The sequence below is a fragment of the Roseovarius aestuarii genome, from assembly GCF_019966515.1.
In the GTDB taxonomy this organism is placed as follows: Bacteria; Pseudomonadota; Alphaproteobacteria; order Rhodobacterales; family Rhodobacteraceae; genus Roseovarius; species Roseovarius aestuarii.
This window is the reverse complement of the sequence record NZ_JAIMIB010000001.1, coordinates 514,061-535,581: the sequence shown is the minus strand read 5'-3', so window position 1 is coordinate 535,581 and position 21,521 is coordinate 514,061. Positions and strand designations below refer to the sequence as shown.

General features: G+C 57.2%; 13 protein-coding genes. 5 read left to right on the top strand and 8 right to left on the bottom strand.

What is annotated here, in order from left to right; genetic code table 11:
* Positions 1-3: 3 nt before the first annotated feature.
* The 7 genes from LC334_RS02490 to LC334_RS02460 all read right to left on the bottom strand — a co-directional run bounded on the left by LC334_RS02490 (position 4) and on the right by LC334_RS02460 (position 10,857).
* A complete protein-coding gene (locus tag LC334_RS02490) occupies positions 4-627 on the bottom strand; it encodes a 3-oxoacid CoA-transferase subunit B (protein ID WP_085798631.1) in 624 nt (207 codons plus the stop codon).
* Positions 627-1,331 (bottom strand): CoA transferase subunit A, encoded by a 705-nt coding sequence (locus tag LC334_RS02485; protein WP_085798630.1) that lies wholly within the window; start codon positions 1,329-1,331, stop codon positions 627-629. Before LC334_RS02485 ends, LC334_RS02490 begins: the two co-directional genes overlap by 1 nt.
* 111 nt (positions 1,332-1,442) lie before the next feature.
* Positions 1,443-3,977 (bottom strand): type I DNA topoisomerase, encoded by a 2,535-nt coding sequence (topA, locus tag LC334_RS02480; protein WP_085798629.1) that lies wholly within the window; start codon positions 3,975-3,977, stop codon positions 1,443-1,445.
* Between the two features lie 207 nt (positions 3,978-4,184).
* On the bottom strand, positions 4,185-5,333 hold the full coding sequence (gene dprA, locus LC334_RS02475; RefSeq protein ID WP_085798628.1) for a DNA-processing protein DprA: 1,149 nt from the start codon (positions 5,331-5,333) through the stop codon (positions 4,185-4,187).
* 385 nt (positions 5,334-5,718) lie between these two features.
* Entirely contained in the window at positions 5,719-6,948 is a 1,230-nt protein-coding gene (locus LC334_RS02470; protein ID WP_244900024.1) for an HlyD family type I secretion periplasmic adaptor subunit, read from the bottom strand.
* Between the two features lie 100 nt (positions 6,949-7,048).
* Positions 7,049-9,139: a peptidase domain-containing ABC transporter gene (locus LC334_RS02465; protein ID WP_085798626.1), complete on the bottom strand. Its 2,091-nt coding sequence runs from the start codon at positions 9,137-9,139 to the stop codon at positions 7,049-7,051.
* The gene (locus LC334_RS02460) at positions 9,139-10,857 is read right to left on the bottom strand and encodes an ABC transporter transmembrane domain-containing protein (protein ID WP_176237600.1); all 1,719 of its coding nucleotides are present in this window, start codon (positions 10,855-10,857) and stop codon (positions 9,139-9,141) included. Before LC334_RS02460 ends, LC334_RS02465 begins: the two co-directional genes overlap by 1 nt.
* Before the next feature lie 200 nt (positions 10,858-11,057).
* Between LC334_RS02460 and LC334_RS02455 the strand changes: the two genes are divergently transcribed.
* The 4 genes from LC334_RS02455 (at position 11,058) to LC334_RS02440 (ending at position 19,034) form a co-directional block, all read left to right on the top strand.
* Positions 11,058-13,922 carry a PA14 domain-containing protein gene (locus LC334_RS02455; RefSeq protein ID WP_085798624.1) on the top strand — a complete coding sequence of 955 codons (2,865 nt, stop codon included), beginning with the start codon at positions 11,058-11,060 and terminating at the stop codon, positions 13,920-13,922.
* A 277-nt stretch (positions 13,923-14,199) separates the two neighbouring features.
* Positions 14,200-15,714, top strand: a complete 1,515-nt coding sequence (locus LC334_RS02450; RefSeq protein ID WP_085798796.1) for a malonate--CoA ligase — start codon at positions 14,200-14,202, stop codon at positions 15,712-15,714.
* 136 nt (positions 15,715-15,850) lie between these two features.
* Entirely contained in the window at positions 15,851-16,948 is a 1,098-nt protein-coding gene (gene mtnA, locus LC334_RS02445; protein WP_085798623.1) for an S-methyl-5-thioribose-1-phosphate isomerase, read from the top strand.
* A 49-nt stretch (positions 16,949-16,997) separates the two neighbouring features.
* On the top strand, positions 16,998-19,034 hold the full coding sequence (locus LC334_RS02440; RefSeq protein ID WP_085798622.1) for a bifunctional aldolase/short-chain dehydrogenase: 2,037 nt from the start codon (positions 16,998-17,000) through the stop codon (positions 19,032-19,034).
* Positions 19,035-19,148: 114 nt separating this feature from the next.
* On the opposite strand, the gene LC334_RS02435 is transcribed toward LC334_RS02440, so the two are convergent.
* A complete protein-coding gene (locus tag LC334_RS02435; protein ID WP_217809096.1) occupies positions 19,149-20,543 on the bottom strand; it encodes an aminotransferase-like domain-containing protein in 1,395 nt (464 codons plus the stop codon).
* 115 nt (positions 20,544-20,658) lie between these two features.
* On the opposite strand from LC334_RS02435, the gene LC334_RS02430 reads away from it, so the two are divergent.
* Positions 20,659-21,519: a DMT family transporter gene (locus tag LC334_RS02430; protein WP_085798794.1), complete on the top strand. Its 861-nt coding sequence runs from the start codon at positions 20,659-20,661 to the stop codon at positions 21,517-21,519.
* Positions 21,520-21,521 lie beyond the last annotated feature (2 nt).

Sequence of the window (21,521 nt, the reverse complement as noted above, 5' to 3'; positions counted from 1 at the left end):
CGATCAGACGATCTTGGCCTCGGTCGCCGCGATCATGTCTTCTCGGGTGACGCCCGGGGCCAGTTCCTGAATATGCAGGCCCTTGTGGGTGACGTCTAGGACCCCCAGGTTGGTAATGACTCGATCAACCACCGCTTTGCCGGTCAGAGGCAGCGTGCATTCCTTCAGCAACTTACTATCGCCATGCTTGTTGGTGTGGTCCATGATCACGATCACGCGGCCAACGCCCGCCACAAGATCCATCGCGCCGCCCATGCCCTTCACCAGCTTGCCCGGAATCATCCAGTTGGCCAGATCACCCTGTTCGCTGACCTCCATCGCGCCCAGGATTGCCGCGGCAATCTTACCGCCCCGGATCATGCCGAAGCTCTGCGCGCTGTCGAAATATGAAGTGCGGCGCAATTCAGTGATGGTCTGCTTGCCTGCGTTGATCAGGTCCGGATCTTCCTCGCCGTCGAACGGGAAGGGACCCATGCCCAGCATGCCATTCTCTGATTGCAGGGTAATATCCTTGTCTCCAACATAGTTCGCCACCAGCGTCGGGATGCCGATGCCAAGGTTGACATACATGCCGTCTTCCAGCTCCTGAGCGGCCCGTTCGGCCATCTGATTACGATCCCAGGGCATTATGCGTCCTCCCGTGTGCGTGTGGTGCGTTGCTCGATGCGTTTCTCATGATTGCCCTGGATCAGGCGGTGCACGTAGATGCCAGGCAGATGAATGTGATCACCGTCCAGTTCACCGGGTTCTACGATCTCTTCGACCTCCATGATGCAGATTTTACCGCACATCGCCGCGGGGGGATTAAAGTTGCGCGCGGTTTTGCGGAAGACCGCATTGCCGGTGGTATCGGCCTTCCACGCCTTCACAATCGACAGATCCGCGAAAATCCCGCGCTCAAGAATATAGGTCTGACCGTCGAAATCCTTATGTTCCTTGCCCTCGGCAATCACGGTGCCCACGCCGGTCTTGGTATAGAAACCCGGGATGCCGCATCCACCTGCGCGCATCCGCTCGGCCAAGGTGCCCTGCGGGTTAAACTCAAGCTCAAGCTCACCCGACAGATACTGACGCATGAATTCGGCGTTCTCGCCCACATAGGACGACATCATCTTCTTGATCTGTTTGGTATCGAGCAGTTTCCCCAGACCAAATCCGTCAACGCCGCAATTGTTCGATGCCACCGTGAGATCTTTGACCCCGCTTTCCACGATCGCATCGATCAGCAATTCGGGGATACCGCAAAGCCCGAAGCCCCCGGCGGCAATGGTCATGCCCTCGTGTAGCACGCCGTTCAGCGCCTCGGACGCGCTTTCGTACACTTTCTTCATGGTAGAAACCTCTTCCAGCCCTTTTCCACGGATATGAGGTTCGGGACGGGGGAGAGTCAACTCAAAGGCGACGGAAAGCGAGCCCTTTGGGTATTACCGCGTAACGATAGCTTACTTGCTGGCTGCTGCCTTCTTCTTGGTGGTTTTCTTGGCGGGCGCTTTCTTGCGGCCCTTGCCCTTCTTCGCAGCCCTTTCCGCAATCAACCCTACGGCCATTTCCATTGTGACGTCTACAGGCTCTACGCCTTTAGGAAGGGTGGCGTTCACCTTCTCCCACTTCACATAAGGCCCATATCGGCCATCCATCACATTGACGGGCCCGCCATCATCGGGATGCTCACCGAGCTCCTTCAGCGGTTTTGCGGACGTTCGGCCTCCGCCCCGGCTTGCGGCCTTCTTGGCCAGTTCCTCGACAGCGCGGTTCATGCCGATGGTAAAGACCTCGTCAACCTCCTTGAGATTGGCGTAAAGGCGGCCATGCTTGACGAAGGGGCCATATCGGCCGATGCCCGCCTCGATCATCTCGCCATCTTCGGGGTGGGGACCCACCTCGCGCGGCAGGCTTAGTAGCGTCAGCGCCTTTTCCAGGTCCATATCGTCCGGCGACCAGCCCTTGGGCAAGCTGGCGCGCGGGGGTTTCTTATTCTCTTCCGTGGCCTCGCCACGCTGGACATACGGCCCAAATCGGCCCGAGCGCAGGCTGATCTCATCACCGGCATCCTCGCCCAGCACCCGGTCGCCGCCCTCTGCCGTATCGCCACCGATGGGGCGGGTATAGCGGCATTCGGGGTAATTGCCACAACCGACGAAACCGCCGGTCTTGGAGGTCTTGAGGTGCAGTTTCCCGTTGCCGCAGAGCGGACAGACGCGCGGGTCGCTGCCATCTTCGCGCGGGGGATAAAGCGTGGGGGCCAGTGCTTCATCCAGCACATCCAGCACTTCGGTGATGCGCAATTCGGAGGTTTCGGCAATCGCCGCTGAGAAATCCCGCCAAAACTTCGCCAGCGTCTCCTTATAGTCGCCATCGCCCGCGCTGATGACGTCGAGTTCCTCTTCCAGATTTGCGGTGAATTCATAGCCCACATATTTACGGAAGAAATTCAGCAGGAAGATCGTAACGATCCGACCCTTATCCTCGGGGATCAGGCGGTTCTTGTCCTTTCGGACATACTCGCGGTCCTGGATCGTGGTGACGATGCTGGCATAGGTGGAGGGGCGGCCGATTCCGAGTTCTTCCATGCGCTTCACCAAAGTTGCCTCGGTATAGCGCGGCGGGGGCTGGGTGAAATGCTGCTCGGGCGCGACGCTGCGTTTGTCGGCGGCTTCTCCCTGCATGATCTGGGGTAGACGTTTGTCGTCATCATCGACGACCGCATCGTCACGGCCTTCCTCATAGACTTTCATGAAGCCTTCAAAGAGAACCACTTGGCCAGTGGCGCGCAGCCCGACCTGACCATCGGCACTGCCGATGTCGACCGTAGTGCGCTCCAGCCGGGCCGAGGCCATCTGGCAGGCCAGCGTGCGTTTCCAGATCAGATCATAGAGCTTGCGCTGATCGGCATCGGTGGTTTTGATCCCGTTGGCATCGCGCGTCATGTCGGTCGGGCGGATACATTCATGAGCTTCCTGCGCGTTCTTGGCCTTGTTCTTGTACATGCGCGGCGATTTGGAAACGTACTCCTCGCCATAACGGCCCTTGATCGCGTCGCGCGCCGCCATCACCGCCTCGGGCGCCATGTCTATCCCGTCGGTCCGCATATAGGTAATGTATCCCGCCTCGTAGAGACGCTGCGCCGCCGACATCGTTTGCCGCGCACCCATGCCGAACTTGCGGCTGGCTTCCTGTTGCAGGGTCGAAGTCATGAACGGGGCAGACGGGTTGCGCGCTGCTGGTTTCGCCTCGACCGAGGTCACCGTCAGATCGCGACTTTCAATTGCCTGAACCGCCAGTTCGGCCTGGGTGGCGTTAGCGATGTCGAACTTGTCAAGCTTCTTGCCCGCAAGGATCGTCAGCCGTGCCTCGTATTCCTGACCGCGCGGCGTGCCGAGGATGGCCTTGACCGACCAGTATTCCTGCGGGTTGAACGCCTCGATCTCCATCTCGCGTTCGACAATGAGACGCAGGCAGACCGATTGAACGCGCCCAGCCGATTTGGCGCCGGGCAGCTTGCGCCACAGAACCGGGCTGAGGTTAAACCCTACCAGATAATCCAGCGCGCGGCGGGCCAGATAGGCCTCGACCAGCGGGCCGTCGACCTGGCGCGGATTTTCCATCGCTTCGGTCACGGCGGATTTGGTGATGGCGTTGAACACCACACGGCTGACCGGCGTGTCCTTATTGATAGCCTTGCGTTTGCGCAGCGCCTCTTCCAGGTGCCAGCTGATTGCCTCGCCCTCACGGTCCGGGTCGGTGGCGAGGATCAGGGCGTTGTCATCCTTCAGCGCGTCGGCGATGGCCTTGACGTGTTTGCGGCTGTCATAGCCGACCTCCCATTTCATGTCGAAATCGTTTTCGGTATCGACTGAACCATCCTTGGGGGGCAGGTCGCGCACATGGCCGTAGGACGCCAGAACCGTGTAATCCGAACCCAGATACTTGTTGATTGTCTTGGCCTTGGCCGGGGATTCGACAACGACAACGGGCATGGAAAATCCTTTCGACTCGGGACAAGGCTTATGGCGGCGGAACATGTGGGCTGGCAAGAGTAATTGTCAATGCACCCCGTGCAGTCGGGTTGAAATTCATGACCATGCATGTGTTTTGGCACATACCCGCGGCAATATTGTTCTGGAAAACGGGATGTTCGGATAAGCTCATTTGGAACGACAGGACGTTTCGCGCCATTCGGGAAATCAATCGGCCAGTGCCAGCAACCCTCCGGCCTGGCGTTTGATGCGGCCCTCCAGTTCCAGATCGACCAATATCGGCGACACGCGGCGTGCGGGTGCGGCCAGATCGCGGATCAGTTGATCTTCCGAGACGGGCGAGGGCCCAAGCCGATTGAGAATCTCGTTGTGCAGATCACCGGTCTCGCGCAGGCTACGATCGCTGGCTGGTGGTTTGGGTGTCAGTGCCAACGGCAAGTTCGGTTGTTGATCAAGGTTGATAGCAGGAAGTGCTTCGATGACGTCATCAGCGTTACGCACCAGCCGCGCACCGTCACGGATCAGCATGTTGCAGCCTGCCGCGCGTGCATCGAACGGGTGACCGGGTACCGAAAGAACCTCGCGCCCCTGATCAAGGGCATTACGGGCGGTGATCAGGCTACCGGATTTTGCCGCCGCTTCCACGACGATAGTAGCGCGGGTCATGCCACTAATGATGCGATTGCGGCGTGGGAAATGGCGTGCTTGTGGTGTCAGGCCCATTGGCTGTTCCGATAGGCGCAGGCCGTTTTGTGCTATCTCTTGTGCGAGCAGCGTGTTTTCTGCCGGATACATCACGTCAACGCCGCCGCCCAAAACGGCAATCGTGCCCGTGCCGAGCGCGGCCTGATGACCAGCTGTGTCGATGCCGCGGGCCATGCCCGAGACGATGACGTATCCCCGTTCCCCTAAATCGGTCGCCAGGGCGCGGGCCATGCGCACGCCCAGTGACGATGCGTTGCGCGCGCCCACGAGCGCGATCATCGGGCGGGACAGGATGGATGTATCGCCAATGGCCCAGAGGAGTGGCGGTGCATCGCAAACTTGCAGAAGGTCACTAGGGTAGTCCGGATCACCTGCGCATAGGAGGTGAGCACCGGCGGCTTTGGCGCTCCTGATTTCAGCCAGTACGACACCCTCGGGGCAGATCTCGTAACCCTCGACACCGGCAGCGCGGGCGATTTCAGGAAGCGCTTCCAGCGCGGCATTGGCCGCGCCATGTTCATTCATCAAGCGAAAAAAGGTGGAGGGCCCGACCCGGCGGGAACGCAATAGGCGGAGCCACGATATCCGATCATCTTCCGTGGTGGGTGGGAGTGGGGGGTGAGTGGAAGGATGTTGTAAATCCTCAGTCATCGTAACTCCGCCTGCTTGCAAATCCAGTATTAGTTGTAGTGTGGTTAATAGGGAGTAAACTGTAGCCAAGCTTGGCATGGAAAACGAAAAATATAGTGTAAGTTATTGATTTTTAAATTAAATCAATTCGTACAACTAGGAGTCTGATATTTAACTTTGATATGGTTTGCGGGGTGGCGTGGAGTTCCCGGCCCGATCTCTTAACAATGCGATTCGTACGACCCGGCAAGCGAATGCCGAAATTACGGAGCGGCAATTCGGCCGGTAGTCAGGTAGCGTTTGCCGGAATGCGATACGCCGCACGGACCGCGTGTCATTTCAACTATCCCCAAGACGCCGATTCTTTGAATGCTGCGGCGGTACGGGGAACGTCTATAAAGTCTGGTTATCTCTCACCAAAAGCATTTGTTAGGGACCTGTTGATCGGTTTGATGAGATAGGCCAGTACGGTGCGTTCATCCGTGACGATTTCTGCGGATGCGCCCATCCCGACTTGCAAGGGGCGTTCCCATATACCGGCTCCGATCGACATCTGCTCCAGTGCGACCGTCGCGCGGAAGTGACCGAGGCCGGTTTGTTCGTCGATGACCGAATTTGGTGAGATCGCTGTAATGTTACCGTCGAGTTGACCGAAACGGCGCGCATCGAACGTATCGAATTTCAACGCAACTGAATCGCCGAGCCGGATATGACCAATGTCTACAGGATCAATTTTCAGCTGGGCGACCAACCGGTTTACCGATGGCATCACTTCGAACAGGGTTGTCCCGGCAGCGATAACCTCACCGGCGTTGGGAAAGCCTACTGCATGAATAACACCTGCTTCGGGCGCTCGGATCTGAAGCGTTTGCAAGCGCTTTTCCAAGGCTTGTGCCTGCACGACAAGCGCTTCCAAGCGGTCTTCAAGATCAAACTTTTCCTTACTGGTTTGTTCCAGCAGCGATATCAGATTTTGTTCCAGGGTGGCACTGACGCCGCCAAGTTCCTTTTTGGCCTGTGCCAGCTGAATTTCGATGTCAATGAGGTCTGCCCGCAACTGGTCTAATCCATCGCGCTGAAGCTCCAGATCGCGACGGCGTGTCAGATTGCTTTCGAACAGTTTTTCCGCGCGTTCCACCCTTTCCACACGTGTTGCAACCCTGTTTTTCGTCAGGCCACGCGCACTTTTCAGCGTTTCAACCGTCGCTTGAAGATGCTGCCGAAGAGATAGCTGAACGGTTTGCTGAGCGGCAAACAGCTCAAGCTGCGATTTTGCATAAGACCAATCTACGCTGTCTGACGTGGTAAGCTCGACATCGGTGATATCTGACCAGTTTTGACCTGTTTCGAGAATCATATGCAGGTTCTGAAGGCGTACCTTCATCGCGCGTTGTTCGCGCCTCACCTCGTTCAGCGCCTGTTCCAATTCGGGCGAAGACAGGATCGTCAGGACCTGGTTTTTCCCGACATGATGTCCTTCTTCGACCAACACCTGGGTGACGACACCCTGTTCGGGGGCCTGGACTTGCCGGAAATGCCCCAGTGGAATGAGCGTTCCGTGGGCACGAACTAGCTCAGGAACATTTGTAACCGCCGCCAGTGAGATCGCGCCCGTCAGCAGAGCGGTGACCGACAAGATGACAATTCCCGCAATCGACGTGCCACGACGCGCGCCCCGTATCTCGGCGCTGCCAAAGACACCGCGGGGTTTTGAACGCAATGACTTGGATACCATTTCAATTACCTCCGGATTTTCGTTGCAATGCGGCAAGCTTTTTCCGCCCTGCCAGACCGGTGTCGTTGGCAATGACGCGACCCTGGTCGAGGTAGACGAACCGGTCACCCAATTCGATCAGACGCTGGTCGCTTGTTGCCACGAGGATTGTTTTGGATCCTTTCAGGTGCGATAGCTTTTCAGCCAGCGCGATTTTGCGGGATTGATCCAGACCCGTTGTCGGTTCGTTCAGCAGCAGCACGGGGCCTTCGCGTCCAATACTTCGCGCAAGCGCCAATGCGCTTAGCGTTGACGATGGCAGGGTGGCACGGAAAGTCTCCGACAGACGCGTATGGATGCTATTCGGGAACTTTTCGACCTCTTCCAGGATATCCATTGTGCGCAATATCCCGACCACCTCCTGTTCGCTGATATCCGGCGAGGCCAGGCGGAAGTTCTGATAGAGGGTACCATAGAATAACTGCGACTGAGATTGTTCGTAAGTGATTGCGCGCCTGAGATCGTCGACCGCGATTTGTCGAACATCGACACCATCAAGCTGAATCGAACCAATGCTGGGCTGGCGAAATCCACAGATCAGATCGAGCAAAGATGTCTTGCCGCCATTGCTGTCACCGCAAAGCAGCACGAATTCGCCCGCCTGAATATCCAGTGAAACCTGCGACAGGACCGGTGCAGAGGCCACATCGTAACGGTGGGTAACGCCGCTGAAGCTAATTTGCCCTTCGAAGGCTTTCTGATGGCTCTGGCCGATACCGCGGACAACTTCCTCCGACAAAGCAAGCACGCGATCGCTCTGCCGCTTGCTGGACAGAAACGAAAGAATTTGTGGCGCGTTCGAATATAGTGCCTGAAGCGGCGTCAGGACTTTCCAGACAAGTGCCATGACTGCGATCAAGGCGCCGAAAGTGATGTCGCCTTCGATGGCGCTCATTGCGCTGATGACAACGGCACCAACGCCTGCAACTGCCATCAGACCCTGCCCGATAAATTGCGACACCAAGCTGCGACCGCCTGCCTTGCGTGCAGCTTGCGCCGCCTGCTTTACAAGGGCGGCGTTCTTTTCTTTCCAGTGCTGAACCAGGCCCAGGGTTTGAATGGCATGTTGTTTTTCGGTCGCTTCAAAGATGTGGCTCTGGAGCTGCGTTTTGGCCTCTGCGGCCTGCGCGTTCAGCTTCTTCAGTTTCGGCAGATTCTGCGTGATGGCCAGGGCGAACACCAAAATCAGGCAGATCACCAGCCACGCCACTGGCGGGCACAGGACGAATAGCACTGCCAGGAAGATCAGAATAAAGGGCAGATCAAGCAATGTCGTCAGAACCTGCCCGCTGAATATGTCTCTGAGACTTTCGAACTGCCGGAATCTCGCCAGCTGTTGCTCGACATCTGATTTCTGAATCTGATCTATTGGCAGGGCGAGCAGTTTTCGAAAAAGGGCCAGACCCATCTGATGTTCAGCGTGCCGTCCCATGTAGGCGACGGCGCTGGAGCGCGCGAAGCGAAAGCCACAATCTGCTGCCAGCACCAGCAGGACAGCTACGACGAGCGACAATACCAGATCGACCGACCCCGACGGAATGACACGGTCATAGACCACCATGATCAATAAAGGCGTGGCCAGCCCTGCAAGGTTGGACATGAACGAGGCAGAAATCAGCCACGGGGAAATTCCGCTGAATTCGCTACAGATATGGGAAAAGCCGAGCGTGATTTCGGTTTCGATCCCACTGTCGAAGCGTTCCAGCCGGATCAGTCGCCCACGGCCTTCCGAGGCGGCTTGCCAGATGGGTTTGTCCTCAGCGACGCTACATGTCAGCAGCTGCGCATCCTTGGCGTCGAGTATCGCGGAAATCGTGCCGTCTTCGCGGACAAACAGAGCCGGGCAATCCCCCTCGCGTACCAGATCAAGAGAGCAATCCTGCTGTGTCAGAGGAACACCGAGGTTCTCCAACGTCTTTATCATGTCGCTGGCATTCAGCTGTTGTGACATGTGCGGCACTGCTTCGAAGAGCCGGTTATGGTTGCTGTGCCAACCGGCCGCCGACATGACCCTGTCAAGAGTGTTGATTGCGGATGGTAGTGTGTTGTCCATCAGCCGATCCGTTTCGTGTTGGTGCCACCGTCAGTGGAGCGATTGGTCGCGTCCGCGGCGGTGCGTTCGTCGGCGAGATCCTTCGCCCATGCGCGTGCAGTGGTGGACGTGGTGGATTCCAGCTGGATTTTCGTGTTTGCGAGCTGGCTTGCAACGCCAGCGCCATCAGAGATGATAATCGTGGCGCTGCCTTTCATTTCCGATAAGACAGTTTCAAACCTTACCTTAGTGGTGTTGTCGATGGTGGCGGTTACATCGTTGAGCAGCAGGATGCTTGGGCGTAGCGCCAAAGCCCGAACCAGGTTAACGCTCTGAAGAAAATTCAGGTTGCTCATTAACGCCCGGCTTTCGTGAACCGGGGTGTTGTATCCCAATGGCAGGCGATTGAGGATCTTGTCGAGGCCCATCAATTCCGACAATTGCAGTGCATTTTTGATAACTTCGCCATCGCCAAAGGCCGAAATATTTTCAAGCACAGTGCCCGAAAACACCACCGCGTTCTTTTCGCAATACACAATTCCACCCGCGCCGCGTGCGTTCGAGACCTCACCGGGCTGAAACCCGTCGATCAATACGGTGCCAACTGATGGCTGGCGCTCCGCCAAGAGCACTTTGAAGAAAGTGGTGCCCGCAAGTTCATTGTCCGCTTGCAACACGGCACAGTCGCCCGGTTTTACCTGGCCCGAGACGTTCCGGAACAGATATTCGTCGCGGTCGGAACGCTTGAGGGTTAGATTTTCGAGCTGGATATGACCTTTCAGAGGTTCAACGAGGCTTGGCGCTGCGGGTCGCTGCGGGATTTCGCAGGCATCGCGAATTTTTGCCTTGGCCATGGCGATACTTTCTGATTGCGCCCAAAGATTCAGCGCCTTCAACATTGGTTGGACGGTACGGCCATTCAGCAGCATGCAGGCGGCCAGTTCGGCAATTCCCAGATGCTCCGTGATCACCAGATAGCAGCCCAGCAAACCCATGCCGGCGACGGCCAGCTGCGAAAAGAGCGCCCCAAAGGTCTGCGACAGCCCTGAGAACTGAATAACACTATGGCTGATGTCAGCGGTTTGCTTTTGCAGCATTTCGTAGCGCCGAAGCATCTGCGGTTCCATCGCGTTGGCTTTCAGCGTCCTGATCTGCGACAAGGATTCGACCAGAAACGAATATCGTCGGCCATCAAGTTTTTTGCGTTTGCTGAAAACTGTGGACTGGGCCTTGGTCAGAGCGGTCTTGAACAGCAAGAGCAATGCCATGCTGGCCAGAGGCACGATCACGAGCCAGCCGCCGATCAGGCCGATCATCGCGACAAATATTAGGGTGAAGGGCAAGTCTATCAACAGAAGCCGCGCCTGACCGCCATAATGCGCGCGCAACTGCGCAATGGCGCTGAGGCGCTCCATATGCGCAGCCGGCGTCGTCTGGCGAAACACTTCCGGATCTGCCCCTAGCGTCGCATCCACAAATTTCTGATAGAGATTTATCTCGAATTGTTCAGCTTGCTCGCTTTGCAGGATTGATCGGCACCACTTGAGGATAAACTCCAGCAGCACAACCACACATAGGCCCATAAACAGGAATGACAGTGTTTCAACTGCCTCGAATGGGATCACGCGATCAAATACCTGAAGCACGACCAGCGGTAGGGCCAGAGCCAGCAAATTAAGACTTAGCGTGGCCGCAAGCGTGGTCAGCCCGATCCGCGGTGGACGAACAGCTAGAGACACGGAGGAGGCCGATGGCTCCACAGGTGAAAACTCCCTCACTTGGTCGTTCACTTATGTCGCGACAGCGTTACGCAATTCCTTAAATTTCCAGAATAGAACCGTCATTTTTAATCTATTTGGCCGGTAATCTACCGACGGAGTTAATTTTTTCTTTTTCGAAACTGCACAAGGTCGCCCTGACATTGACGTCAGGAGACGACATGGAAGATGAAAACTACGGCGATGGTGCGCCTGAAGAATTTCAACCCGATAGCGATGATCTTAAGAAGAAGGCCGTGGCGCAATCTTCCCAGGCCGCAGAACAATTGCCCGACGGCCAAAATCGTGGTGTCCTGCATTACGGCCAGCCCCACGAGGGCGACCCAACCGGCGCCGTGCTACCACAATCGGACCCGCGGGATCTGGATCAAACCGCGTTACCAGATAACAAAACAGAAAGTGATTTCTCAGCTGAGCAAGAGGTGGGTTCAACGTATGATTTCGGCCTGGAGAGGCGTGAGGTTGACCAGGATGCGACAAGGGTAGAGGCCGAAACCAGTTCCAAAGACATTGCATCAGACACCGGTTCAAGTACCACGCAAGACGCAGGGCAGGTTACGGCGGAAACTGAAAGCGCCGCTGCCGATGCCACCACGCCGTTGAATGTCTCGCAAGATACGGTGGAGATGATCGAGAACGACGAGGTCGATGCCGAACGACCCGTCGATGAGGTGCCTGACAGCGAAGAGCAGACTACCGAGAACAGGGCTCCGACCGAATTGACGATGTCGAACCTTGCAGTGGCGGAGAACGTCGAGGGTGTTGTTGTAGGCACGCTCTCTGTGAGCGATCCGGATGCGGGCGACAGTCATACGTTCTCTCTGTCCGATGACCGGTTCGAAGTGGTCGACGGTCAGGTCAAGCTGAAAGCGGGTATGAGCCTTGATCACGAGGATGCGGCAGGTGTCTCGCTTGACGTAATGGTCACCGACAGTGGCGGTGCGACTTTCACCGAGAGCTTTGATATTGCCGTCGAGGATGTCAACGAAGAACCGACCGAGTTGACAATGTCGAACCTGGCGGTCGCCGAGAATGTCGAGGGCGCTGTTGTGGGCACGCTTTCCGTGAGCGATCAGGACATAGGGGACCTTCATACCTTTTCGCTCTCTGATGATCGGTTCGAAGTGGTTGATGGTCGGGTCAAGCTGAAGCCAGACGCGAGCCTTGATCATCAGGATGCGGCAAGTGTGTCACTTGACGTGACGGTCACTGACAGTGGCGGCGCGACGTTCACAGAGAGCTTTGATATCGCGGTTGCAGATATGCCCGATATTGCGCTTGATACGGGGTTCCATGCCAAATATTTCGATATGGATCAGCACCTTGACGAAATTGATGATATCGACTGGAATAGTGAAGCCACTCATGAAGAACTCGTGGGCGATATCAACTACACCAACAGCTCAAACTCTTTTTGGGACGGCGGTTCCAGGGATACCTTCGGCGTTCAGATTACCGGTAATATTGAGGTTGAAGAGGGGGGTGTATTTAACTTCCATATTGGCGGCGATGACGGGGTTGTTCTTTATGTCGACGGCAAAGAAGTGGTCGATAATGACGGCCTGCACGGGTATCGCACCCGTTCGGGTGAGGTCGAGTTGGAACCGGGCGCACATGTTATTGAGGTTCGTTACTTTGAAAACTACGGGCATGCGGGCCTGAAGGTCGAATGGGAGGGGCCAGGAATTGACGGGCGTGAGCTTTTGGCGCCTCCTGATGTCGGCGAGCTTCAGACTGTCAGTGGTATGCCGGTTACGCTTGATCTCGACATCGATATGTCGCAATCGGGCGCCGGCGATATCAGTCATGTGATCGAAGGGCTGCCGTCCGGTACGGTGGTTCAGGCGGGTGACATGATTATCGAAGTGGGCGAGGCAGGTACTGCCGAGATCACGGGATGGGATACATCAATGCTGACCATCACGCCACCGGTTGATTTTGTAGGTAAAGTGGACGCCCAGCTAACGACGAACCTCACGTTGGAAACTGGCGATACGGCCGTTTCAGCCACGGGGCTGGCCTTCGGCGTAGACGAGGCCGACCTTTCCGTCCCACCGCTTGAGTTGGAGGCTGGGTTTCGTGCCAGCTATTTCGATGTCGATCATACGCTCCGCACGCTTGACGATGTCAATTGGGAGGCTGACCCAACCAAAGAAGAAGTGGTCGGGGAAATCGACTATGAAAACGGGCGAGAGTCGTTCTGGGAGGGTGGTTCCAGCGATACGTTTGGTGTGCGTATCACCGGTGAGATAACAGTCGATGAAGCCGGTAGTTTCGATTTCTTTATAGGTGGTGACGACGGTGTTGTCCTTTATGTCGATGGGATTGAGGTGATCGATAACGATGGCCTGCACGGCTATCGTACACGATCGGGCGAGATCGACTTGGAACCCGGCACTCACGAAATCGAGGTTCGCTATTTCGAAAACTACGGACATGCCGGGCTGAAGCTGGAATGGGAAGGGCCCGGAACAGACGGGCGTGAGCTTGTCCGTGCGGATACCGATCTGTCAGTAGCCGAAAACGGCACCTTGGAAATTCGCTTAAGCAATGCCGATGTGAGCGAAGACGGATCCGTCACGATCTCCGGATTGCCGCCGGAAACAATACTGATCAGTGGTGATCAGTCGGCCGTTTCCGACGGGTCCGACATAGATCTGAGCGGTTGGGATCTCGATATCATTGAACTGTCACCCCCGGTTGATTTCGAAGGCGTGATATCCGCGGAGATTTCGATGACGGATCGGGCTTTCAATGGCGCGACGATAGAGAGTAGCGAGACATTTGAGATCGAAGTGGGTGACGTTGAAAACGCATCAGAACCCGACGACGCCCACGACCATATGCTGCTGGCGGACTCCGAGAATCCCGACGCAGATGGTCAGAGCTGGGTTGACGATTCCGATACGGCTCAGGGCGATGATGATGCGTCCGAGGATGATGTGATGGATGAGCCTGTTGCTGAATCACATGGCAATGAACAGTCTTCTGAAATGGTGGAAACCTACGAACGTTCGGATTGGTAACGGTGCTCGTAGCAAAATCGGACACGTTTCGATGCGCATCGGGTTTCCAGTATTCACCTGCACGTAGCACCGCCTCGGCTCTTAGAACCCTGTGGCGGGATTTGAGGTCAACACTCATGCCCGTTTTTGCAGCTTGCGGGTGAAAGCGCTTTACAATCTGCCGGAGGTTGCCCGATACATTGAGCGCTTTGTAGACAAGCGTAGCGGTGCCGCCGCTGAGTAGCGGGCGCAGCCACCGAATATAAGGCGCTCATCAAGATCTGGGAAAGGGGACATGATGGCAAATCCGCTTTTTGATCGTCTCTTTGGCGTCCATGCGGGGAAAACCACGCCATTTCTCTATTTACCGAGCGGCGATGTCATTACGCATCAGGATTTTCTGGTGCTGGCTGCTGGTATGGCCAACGTAATGATCAATATCGGACTTAAACCGGGTGACCGCGTCGCGGCACAGGTCCAGAAGTCGCCCGAGGCGCTTGCGCTGTATGCTGCCTGCGTGCAGGCCGGGCTGATTTTCCTTCCGCTGAACACGGCTTATACGGCGGAGGAACTTGGCTATTTCGTCGAAAACAGCGGTGCGACGCTGATCGTTTGTGACGCGGCGCGCGAGAGGAGCGTATCGGCGCTGGGCCGGAAGCTGTCGGCACGGGTGGAAACGCTGAATGCGGACGGGAGCGGTACGCTAGCTGACAAGGCGCGGGACATGCCGGACAGTTTTGAAACCGTGGCGCGTGAAGGTGAGGATCTGGCAGCATTCCTGTATACATCGGGTACAACCGGGCGTTCGAAAGGCGCAATGCTGACTCAGAACAACCTTTTGTCCAATGCCCTTGTGCTGGCGGAGGAATGGCGTTTTACCGCGCGCGACGTGCTGCTGCATGCGCTGCCGATTTTCCATACCCATGGTCTGTTCGTGGCAACCAATATCATTCTGACGACCGGCGGAAGCATGATATTTCTGCCCAAATTTGAAGCTGGTGCCGTCATTGATCACTTGCCGAGGGCGACGTCGATGATGGGCGTGCCGACCTTTTATACGCGATTGCTGGGCGACGCGCGCTTCACCGGTGATGTCGCTGCGCATATGCGGCTTTTCGTCTCCGGCTCGGCCCCGCTTCTGGCCGAGACCCATCAGCAGTTCAAACACAGGACCGGGCACCGCATTCTCGAGCGTTATGGCATGACCGAAACCAACATGAACACGTCGAACCCCTATGATGGTGAGCGCCGCGCCGGAACCGTCGGCTTTCCGCTGCCCGGGGTTGAGTTGAAGATCACGAACCCCGAAACCGGTGAAACACTGCCTGATGGCGAGATCGGTCAGATCGAAGTGCGCGGCCGGAACGTGTTCAAGGGCTACTGGCAGATGCCCGAGAAAACTGCCGCCGAACTGCGCCATAACGGGTTCTTCATTACCGGCGATCTAGGCATGACCGACGAGGACGGATATGTACACATCGTTGGCCGCAACAAGGATCTGATCATTTCGGGTGGTTACAACATCTACCCCAAGGAAATCGAGCTGGTGCTTGACGAACAACCGGGTGTGTTGGAAAGCGCCGTTATAGGTGCGCCGCATCCCGACTTTGGCGAAACCCCGGTTGGCGTTATTGTGGGGGAGCAGGGGCAGGCGCCCGATCTTACAATAGTGATGGAGGCGCTGAAAGCCTCGCTGGCGCGTTATAAACACCCGGCTAAACTGGTTCTTCTTGACCAGCTTCCGCGCAACACGATGGGAAAGGTTCAGAAAAACATCCTGCGTGAGCGCTATAAGGACATGTTTTTCCCCTGACTGTTTCCCGCGCCAGACGCCGCTTGGCAGTATGGATATGGATAACGGGCCGAAAATCTGTTGTGATGCCGAACAACACGCCTGACACAGCACGATCGATGTTGAGCGCAATGCGCAGGAAGAGGGAGACCACGGAATGAAGGTGAAGGGTGATCACTATCGCTCGATCTGGTGGGATGACGCAGCGGGCGAGGTCCGGATCATTGATCAGCGCTGGCTGCCACACGAGTTTCGGATCGTAACACTTGACACTCTGGAAGAGTTTGCCGTGGCGATCCGTGACATGTGGGTCAGAGGCGCGCCCCTTATTGGCGCGACGGCCGCTTTCGGGATTGCCGGGCAGATGTCCCGTGATAGCTCGGACGCGTCGTTTGAGGTCGCCTATGATACTCTTAACGCCACGCGACCCACGGCGATCAATCTGAAATGGGCGCTTGATCGGTGTCGTGGTGCGCTGATGCCGCTGCCTGCTTCTGAACGCGCCTCTCACGCCCGTCAGCTTGCCCGGGCCATTGCCGACGAAGATGTCGACATCAATGCCGCAATCGGCCGTCATGGCCTTGACCTGATCAGGGAAATCGCCGCTCGGAAACCTAAAGGTGAGCCGGTGCGCCTGCTGACCCACTGCAACGCCGGCTGGTTGGCAACGGTGGATTGGGGCACTGCAACAAGCCCGATGTATCATGCCCATGAGGCGGGCATTCCCGTTCATGTCTGGGTCGATGAAACACGCCCGCGCAACCAGGGGGCGCTGACCTCGTGGGAGTTGGGCGAACATGGTATTTCGCATCGCTATATTGTCGATAATGCGGGCGGGCATCTTATGCAGCACGGGCTTGTCGACGCGGTGATCACGGGCACGGATCGAACGACCGCGCAGGGCGATGTCTGCAACAAGATCGGCACCTATCTGAAAGCGCTTGCGGCCCATGACAATGGCATTCCCTTCTATGTCGCATTGCCGTCGCCGACGATTGACTGGACGGTGCGGGACGGCGTTGCCGAGATCCCGATTGAAGAGCGTGACCAGCGTGAGGTTACCCATGTCATGGGGGTTGCCGAAGAGAATACCGTGTCAGACGTGCGCGTGACACCGGAGGGCACCGAAGGCGGGAACCCGGCATTTGACGTAACGCCAAATCGTCTGGTGACGGGTTTGATAACTGAACGTGGCGTTTGCGAGGCATCGGCAGAGGGGCTGGCGACGCTATTTCCAGAACGCGCCGACACATGAGTTTACTCAAGGCAGAACTGAGGCTGATTGAAGTGGTCGAGAGAGAACAATGATCGAAAACTGGTACCGGGCAGAGGACGCGCAACGCTGGCGCAGCGAGGCAGGTAACGACCCTGCCGATCAAGAGCTTGGCGAGCGCGTTTATACCTCGCGCCTGATCGGGCAGAACCCTGATCTTCTGATGCATGGCGGCGGGAATACATCGGTCAAAGTTGAGCGCCCAGACCTCTTTGGTGATCCGCAACGGGTGTTGCATGTGAAGGGATCAGGCTGGGATCTGGACGTGATCGAAGCGCCCGGTTTGCCAGCGGTGTGGCTTGACCCTCTTATGAAACTGCGTGCGCTTGAGCGGCTTTCCGATGAAGACATGGTCAATGTGCAACGCAGCAACCTGCTTGATTCCAGCTCGCCCAATCCATCGGTCGAAACCCTTCTGCACGCGTTTTTGCCGCATAAATATGTGGATCACACCCACGCCACGCCGTTTCTGATCCTGGCAAATCTGCCGAATGCCGCCGATATCTGCCGTGAGATCTTCGGCGACCGTCTTGGCATCGTACCTTATATCATGCCCGGCTTTGGATTGGCCAGGAAAGCGGCCGAGGTTTTTGACGAAAATCCGAAGGTCGAAGGGCTTCTGCTTTTGCAACACGGACATTTCACTTTTGGCGGGACCGCCAAGGAAAGCTACGACCGGATCGTCACCCATACCAACGAGGTTGCGGCCTATTTCGGTTTGAAAGAAGTGACGCCAATCGGCGTTCGGGAACCTGCCGAGAATCTTGATGTTCTGCCCATGCTGCGGGGTGTCATTGCCGAGGTCAACGCGGCGCGTGACGCGCCGATGCCGGTTTTCGACCTTCGGAACGGATCGGCGGTGATGGATTTCTTTCATCGGACGGATATCGAAGCTTTGGCAATGCGCGGTATGGCATCGCCTGATCATGTGTTGCGCACGAAAGGCTTCCCGCTTGTGCTTCGAAGCGAGGATCTGACCGGTGATCGCGCACGGCTGAAGGCGAGGGTTGAAGAATTTGCCGACACCTATCGCGCTTATTTCGACCGGCAGGCCCCCCAGGCGGCTGAGCCCAAGACATTGCTGACACCGGACCCGAAACACGCCTGGATCGAAGGTGTCGGGATCGTGGGTATGGGGCCGAATGCCAAGGCCGCAGCTGCGGCGGCGGATCTTGCCGAGCAGAACCTGCGCGTCCGGGCGGTTGGCGAGGATGCAGGCGGCTTTCATCCGCTCGGCGAGAAAGACCGATTTGACTGTGAATACTGGTCGCTGGAGCAGGCGAAACTGGGCAAGGGCACTCCGCCACCCTTCCAGGGCAAGATCGTGATTGTGACCGGCGGCGCCGGTGCCATTGGATTAGCAACCGCCAGGGCTTTTGCCGATGGCGGTGCCAGTATCCTGTTGGTCGACCGGGACGACGCCGCATTAACACAGGCGCGCGCGACCCTTGGCCGCTGGCACGCGACCCATGTCTGCGACATAACGCAGGAAGGCGCCGCCGATGCCGCGATGAAGGCCGCTATCCATCGCTTTGGCGGTGTAGACATCCTTGTGTCCAATGCTGGCTCGGCGACCGGCGGCGCGCTGCTTAATCTTGATGATCGCGATTTTCGTGCAGCATTTGAATTGAATTTCTTTGCCCATAAGGCCTTCGCGCTCAGCGCAGCGCGGGCGATGCGCACACAGCAGCGGGGCGGGCAGATCCTGTTCAACATCAGCAAGCAGGCGATTAATCCCGGCAAGGATATGGGCGCTTACGGCACGCCCAAAGCTGCCACGATGTTTCTTCTGCGACAGCTCACGCTTGAACTCGCCGGGATGGGCATCCGGGTCAATGGAGTGAATGCCGATCGTATCCGCTCAGGCCTGTTGACCGATGATTTCATTCAGGAACGCGCCGCTGCGCGCCATGTGACCGAAGAAGAATACATGGGTGGAAATCTGTTGGGCCGCGAAGTCGAGGCAACGCACGTCGCTGACGCTTTCGTGGCATTGGCGAAATTGGCCCGGACCACAGGCCATGTTGTGACCGTTGATGGAGGCAATACCGAGGCAGAGCTGCGCTGAAGGACACGAGCGCGTAGGATGTTAACGCTGGCCGTTGTTTCTAGTCTTCCGAGAAGGTCGAAATTTGGGAGGGTTGCGTCTGATCAAGAAGGACTAAGGCGGCCTGACCAGCGATTACGAAATGTCAGATCGACTTAACAACTTGCGAAGCACCTCCAAGTGAGAAGTACCATTCATCTGGCTGACGTTGAAGCGCATGAACGAGTTCATGGACTGCGTTGGGCTGAAAACATTGCCTGGCGCAAAGACAACACCTTGCCGAAGAGCGGCGCGCGCAAGTCTGGCGACATCTTGTTGCCCGGGAAACTCGCACCACAAGTAGAACCCGCCACGCGGTTTGACCCAGGGCACAATGCCCATCGTGCTGAGTTCACCAATTGTGCGATTGCGCGCACCGTCTAGCCGGGTTTTGAGCGCCTCCATATGTTTGCGATAGCTGCCATCAGTCAGGGCGGCATACAGCAATGTTGTCACCATCGGGCTCGGGCCGCCAAAGTTGGTCGCCACCTGCAGATCAGTCAGGGCCGCTATCCAGTCCGGGCGCGCCACGATATAGCCACAGCGCAGCGACGCCGACAGCGTTTTGGAAAAACTGCCAATCGTCAGCACGCGATCCAGCCCATCCAGCGCGGCAAGGCGCGGGGACAGGTCCGGCTCGAACTCCGAGAATATTGCATCCTCCACGATCAGCATGTCATACGATTCAGCCAGCGAGAGGACACGGTGCGCGGTGGCTGCCGTGATCGTCGCGCCGGTCGGATTGTGTAGTGCCGAGTTGGTCAGATAAAGTCGCGGGCGTTGTTCCTTCAGGACGTTTTCAAACGTGGGCAGATCGGGGCCGTTTCGCGTATGACGAACGCTGGCGACGGTGATCCGGTGCGCCCTCAGAAGCGCCTGAAAGTTGAAATAACATGGGTCATCGACCAGGACCGTGTCGCCGGGTTTCAGCAGCAGCCTGCAAATCAGGTCCAGCGCCTGCGATCCGGAATTGGTCAGCAATACGTGATCCGGATCCACTCCGACCCCCTGATCGTGCAGCTTCCGAGCGATGTGGCGACGCAGGTCAGCATGCCCCTGAGCATTTCCATAATCCGTCAGTACGCTGCTGTCTCCGCGCGTGACACGACGCATGGCACGGCGCAGCGACTCGACTGGCATCCAGTCCGCCGGCATCCAGCCGCATCCGGGCTTGGCAACCTCAGCGCCAGAATCGATTGATTGCCGTGCCACCCAGAGTGGGTCGACCTCGCGTTCAAGCTCAGGGCCGGTTTGCGACACGGCAAAAGGCTGCACGCGGTCGGCCACAAAAAACCCTGATCCGCGCAGCGCAAAGATGGCGCCGTCTGCGGCCAGCACATCATAGGCTTCAACCACGGTTGACGGCGACACGCCTAGCCTGGCGGCGAGGCCCCGAACCGATGGGAGCCTGTCTCCGGCCCCAAGCGTACGGGACTGGATCAGGCGGGTGATGTGATCCATCACAAAGCTGCGGCGGGTTGCTGTGGCCACGTTAGATCTCGGTGTATGGGGTGTTATGGCAATACAGTTTTATAATATTGTATTGTTTTGTATCTGCCTTTGTCACCCCGTGCCGGCTACAAAACCGAAAAAGGGAAGTCTGGCGATGAAATCTTCGTTTTCGGGATGGGGCAGCGGGTTGCTCGGTGTTTTGATTTTCAGCGGGTCACTGCCTGCCACGCGGGTGGCAGTTGCCGGGTTTGATCCGTTCTTCCTGACCTCGGCCCGTGCCGTGTTGGCGGCAATCCTGGCTCTTCTTCTGCTGATGTTGTTCCAAGTGAACCGGCCGTCGCGAGCAGATCTGACATCTGTTGTGATAGTGGCCCTGGGCGTTGTCATCGGCTTTCCGCTCTTGACGGCACTGGCCCTGCAACACATCACGGCAGCGCATTCAATAGTCTTTATCGGCCTGTTGCCGCTGATGACGGCGGTTTTTGGCGGTCTGCGCGGAGGTGAGCGCCCGGCGCCATTATTCTGGGTATTCTCAATCCTCGGCAGTGCGGCGGTTGTCGGATTTGCATTGATGCAGAATTCGGACGCGTCGCTGATGGGAGATATGTTCATGGTGGCCGCCATTATTGCCTGCGGGTTGGGGTATGCCGAGGGCGCCGTGCTTTCACGCCGCCTGGGTGGATGGCAGGTCATTTCCTGGGCACTGGTTTTGTCGCTACCCTGGATGATCGGTTGTGCAATCCTGATGCGTCCGGACACGTTTGCGGGGCTCAGCGCTCCGGTCTGGATCAGCCTGGGCTATGTCTCGATCTTTTCCATGCTGGTCGGATTTGTCTTCTGGTATCGCGGCCTTGCACTAGGCGGCACTGCGGGTGTTGGGCAGCTTCAACTTCTGCAACCGTTTTTCGGCCTGATCCTTGCAGGCGTTTTGCTTGCGGAGCCAATTGCGCCGTCGATGATCGGCGTGACAGTCTTTGTCGTGTTCTGCGTGGCCGGGGCCAAGCGCTTTGCTTGATG